General features: G+C 70.2%; 5 protein-coding genes and 1 pseudogene. 3 read left to right on the plus strand and 3 right to left on the minus strand.

What is annotated here, in order from left to right; translation table 11 throughout:
* A partial coding sequence (locus BBH68_RS31855) for an FAD-dependent oxidoreductase (protein ID WP_425428870.1) occupies positions 1–676 on the plus strand: 676 nt, incomplete at its 5' end.
* A gap of 49 nt (positions 677–725) precedes the next feature.
* Here BBH68_RS31855 and cpt read toward each other — a convergent pair.
* On the minus strand, positions 726–1,256 hold the full coding sequence (gene cpt / locus BBH68_RS31860) for a chloramphenicol phosphotransferase CPT (protein WP_065967219.1): 531 nt from the start codon (positions 1,254–1,256) through the stop codon (positions 726–728).
* Between the two features lie 63 nt (positions 1,257–1,319).
* Positions 1,320–1,787 (minus strand): hypothetical protein, encoded by a 468-nt coding sequence (locus BBH68_RS31865; RefSeq protein WP_245738408.1) that lies wholly within the window; start codon positions 1,785–1,787, stop codon positions 1,320–1,322.
* Between the two features lie 139 nt (positions 1,788–1,926).
* Between BBH68_RS31865 and BBH68_RS31870 the strand changes: the two genes are divergently transcribed.
* Both BBH68_RS31870 and BBH68_RS31875 read left to right on the plus strand, forming a co-directional pair.
* Positions 1,927–2,778 (plus strand): phosphotransferase enzyme family protein, encoded by an 852-nt coding sequence (locus BBH68_RS31870; protein WP_065967216.1) that lies wholly within the window; start codon positions 1,927–1,929, stop codon positions 2,776–2,778.
* A gap of 92 nt (positions 2,779–2,870) precedes the next feature.
* The gene (locus tag BBH68_RS31875; protein WP_065967217.1) at positions 2,871–3,497 is read left to right on the plus strand and encodes a GntR family transcriptional regulator; all 627 of its coding nucleotides are present in this window, start codon (positions 2,871–2,873) and stop codon (positions 3,495–3,497) included.
* A 24-nt stretch (positions 3,498–3,521) separates the two neighbouring features.
* On the opposite strand, the pseudogene BBH68_RS31880 reads toward BBH68_RS31875, so the two are convergent.
* Positions 3,522–3,734 (minus strand): annotated as a pseudogene (locus BBH68_RS31880) (carbon-nitrogen hydrolase family protein); the annotation flags it as partial.

The following is a 3,734-nucleotide window of genomic DNA, read 5'->3' on the forward strand; positions in this document are numbered from 1 at the left end:
GACCTCGTGGGCGGACGGCGCCTGGTCCCGGACCCGCCCGGCGGTCTCGTCGGTGACGCCGCACTACACCGGCGTCACCTCGGTCGAGACCTCTCTGGACGACGTGGACACCCGCCACCCCGACCTCGCCCGGTTGATCGGCGACGGTTCCGTGGCCGCGTACGGCGTGAACCGCTCCCTCGTCGCCCAGCGCAACAGCGGCGGCCACGTCAAGGTGTACGCCAGGTTCCGCGCGCCCGTGGACTGGCACGCGAATCTGGACCTGGCCGATGTCGAGGCCGTGCGATCGAGCCTGCTGGGTCTGTTCGACGGCTGGGCCGCTCCCGTCCTCGACCTCCTCCGCCACGGCACCGCTTTCGTCCACCGCCCCTGCTACGTCCTGCCCGTGTCCCACACCTGGACCCACGTCCCCGGGGTGACGCTACTGGGCGACGCCGCCCATCTGATGCCCCCCTTGGGGGTGGGCGCGAACCTCGCGCTGCTGGAAGGCGCCGAACTCGCCGAGTCCATCGCCACCGGCCCTGGTGATCTGGACGAGGCGGTCCGCGCCTTCGAGGAACAGATGTGGACACGGGCCGGCAAGTGGGCGCAGATCACGACGGCCGGTCTGGAACGCCTGGTGAGCCCGGACCCCGCCGAGGCCCTCGCCCTCTTCGACCAAGTCCAGCCATCCTGACCGCCAAGCGCGCGAGGCCCCGGCGGCGGACGGCCCACCCGGCCATCGATCACCTGACATGCGCGGCGATGGTCCGGGCGCACTCCATCGCCTCCGCGTGTGTGGTGTCCACCTCGAGGTCATAGGACACGCCCTGGTGGACCACTTCCGCCTGGGACGCGGCCATCCCGATGGTCCGATCGCCTCGCGCGACCTCACGGCCCGCGGCCACCGCCGCGTCACACCTGACGCCGACCCACAGCACCCGCAGTTCGCCCAAGGCCTTCTGCCAGCGCTGCTGTGAGTCCGCCCCGCCGAGGAACACCTCATCGACGATGACCCGGGCGCCCGCGCGGGCCATCGCGGCGACCCCCTCGATCCATGCCGCTTCCAGCGTCCGGAACTCGGGACCGACCGTCACCTCTCCGTCCGGAGCGAACTCGATCCCGCCGTCCGAAGCCTGCATGGACGCCGGCATCGCCTCAACCAGCGTGTCCGTACCGAGGGCCAGCCAGGGATCCGGCAGGACCGCCTGCAGACATCGAACGATCCCGGATTTCCCCGAGCTGGAACCACCGTTGACAACGATCACCTGAGTCATCACGGCGCCACAGTAGAGGCCCCCGGGCAACCCTCGAAACGGATTTCCGTGAACAGCAGGATCTCAGTGGCTGACGAAGGTGCCCTTCTCCCCCGAGTCCCTCTCCGGAGACGGCCCGCTCGGCGCCTTCGCGACCGCGCGGCGCAACGGCAGCCAGGACGCGATGACGAAGACACCGAACAGAGTGAGGGGCAGCAGCCCCACCAATTGCCCCGGATCGTCACGCAGCCAGTGCCGATTGCCCCACCAGTTCGCGCAGACGTCCACCACCATCACCGGCCCTGCCAGCCACACCCCTTCCCGCCGCATCAGCGCCACCATGACGGCGACCAGCGGATCGAGGACCACCAGACCGACGAAGAACACCTGAAAGGGAACCTGAGGAAACCCCGCATAGGCGTGGATACCGCCACGGGCCAGATCGGCGGCATGGCTCCCGAAGCCGACGAGAAAACCCATCAGGTACACCCCAAGGACCCACCTTGCCCACAACGGCCGGCGGCCCCACCGTTCCCGCACATCAAACTCCACGAGGCAACCCTAGCCACCGGGCATGCCGGCCCCGGTGCTGCCGCGATCCTCCGGCCGGCGCGATCGGCCCTGGTAGGGTGCGCGAGTCGCACCGCTTGGGGAGTCATGGCAGCGGCCAAGGGAGAGGGGCCAGGCGACGATGCAGGCGTCGGAGTTCCCGCGTGCGGTGGCCGCGGCCATGTCGATCGCCTCCTCACGTGGCCTGGCAGTCGAGGACGCGGTCGTTCTCAACGACTCGAACAAGCTCACCCTGCGTCTGCTGCCTTGTGACGTCCTGGCCCGGGTGGCACCCGTAGCGCATCAGGTGGCAGAGTTCGAAGTCGAGCTGGCTCAGCGGCTCGCCGAATCCGGGTGCCCTGTGGCTGCTCTGGAGCCTCGGGTGGAGCCACGCCCCTATGAGCGTGACGGCTTCGTGGTCACGCTGTGGACCTGGTACGAACCCGTGGCACCCCAAGAGGTCTCACCAGCCGACTACGCCGGTGCGCTCGAGCGGCTGCACGCCGGCATGCGCGCGGTCGATGTCCCGACGCCGCACTTCACGGACCGGGTCGAGCAGGCCCAACGACTCCTGGCGGACCGCGACCGCACTCCGGCGCTCGCCGACGCGGACCGGGAGCTGCTCGGCGACACGTTAGGACGTCTGCGACGAGTGATCGGCGAGCGCGGTGGTGCCCAGCAGTTGCTGCACGGCGAGCCGCATCCGGGCAACGTGCTCACCACGAGCAACGGACTGCTGTTCATAGACCTCGAGACGTGTTGCCGTGGGCCCGTCGAATTCGACCTCGCCCATGCGCCCGATGAAGTCGGCGAGCACTATCCGGGCGTCGATCGGGACCTGCTGCGCGAGTGCCGGATCCTCGTGCTGGCGATGATCACCACATGGCGCTGGGATCGGGACGACCAGCTCCCCGACGGCCGCCGGCTGGGTACGGAGTGGCTCAGCCGGATCCGGGCAGCACTCGATCACAACCCCCTGGAAGCCCACGGCTGATCGCGGGACCTCGGCGGTCGCCACGCGTGCCGTGGCGGAAAGACGCGTGGTAGCGTCTGTATACAAACTGTATGCGATGTCTGGGGGTTGCCGTGGCGTCCGGTCGGGAGAAGGCGTACGCGTATCTCAAGGACACGGTGCTGACGGATCCCGAGATGCAAGGGGCCTTCCTGTCGGAGCAGGAGCTCGCCGACCGCATCGGTGTCTCCCGCACGCCCATCCGGGAGGCGCTGCTGCAACTCGCGGCCGAGGACCTGGTCGAGCTCGTGCCCAAGCGGGGCGCCCGGGTGGCGCCCCTGGCGGGACGGGAGATCCGCGAGCTGATGGAGCTGCGGGGCATCGTCGAGCGGTACGCCGCCCAGCAGCTCGTCTCCCAAGGACGGGCCCCGGTGGCGGAGCTGCGGGCCCTGCTGGAACGGCAGCGCGAGCTCACCGGGGCAGAGCAGGCCCGGGAGTTCATCGCCGTGGACCACCGCTTCCACTCGGTCCTGGTGTCCGCCGTCGGCAACGCCCTCCTGGACCGGCACTACGACGGACTGCGCAGCCGCCAGGTCCGCGCCGGAGTGGTGGCCCTCTTCAACCAGCAGGGGCGCCAGGAAGCCGTGCTGGAGGAACACAAGGCCATCCTGGACGCCCTGGCCGCCGGTGACGCACAGGCCGCCTGCGCCGCCATCGACCACCATCTGGAGTCGACACTCAAGGTGCTGCTCGAGGGTTAGCCCCGTCGATCACCGCCGGCCGGCTCACCGCCATACCTCCGGCCGCCGGTTGGCCAGCACGGAGGTCTTCTGCCGGACCGCGGCGACCTCGGCGATGTCCAGGTCCGCCACCAGCAGCTCGGGCTCCGCGCCCAGAGCGTGCCGGACCGTTCCGTCGGGTCCGACGACCCGGCTGTGCCCGATGCCCGTCGGCGCGGGGCCCGGCTCGGTGCCGGGATCGGCCTGGCCGACGGCGGC

The sequence above is a fragment of the Streptomyces sparsogenes genome, assembly GCF_001704635.1.
GTDB classification, from domain to species: Bacteria; Actinomycetota; Actinomycetes; order Streptomycetales; family Streptomycetaceae; genus Streptomyces; species Streptomyces sparsogenes.

Excerpts from the sequence above, each read along its gene's own strand:
- cpt (WP_065967219.1), bottom strand. The coding sequence starts at position 1,256 with ATGACTCAGGTGATCGTTGTCAACGGTGGTTCCAGCTCGGGGAAATCC.
- BBH68_RS31870 (WP_065967216.1), top strand. The coding sequence starts at position 1,927 with ATGCAGGCGTCGGAGTTCCCGCGTGCGGTGGCCGCGGCCATGTCGATC.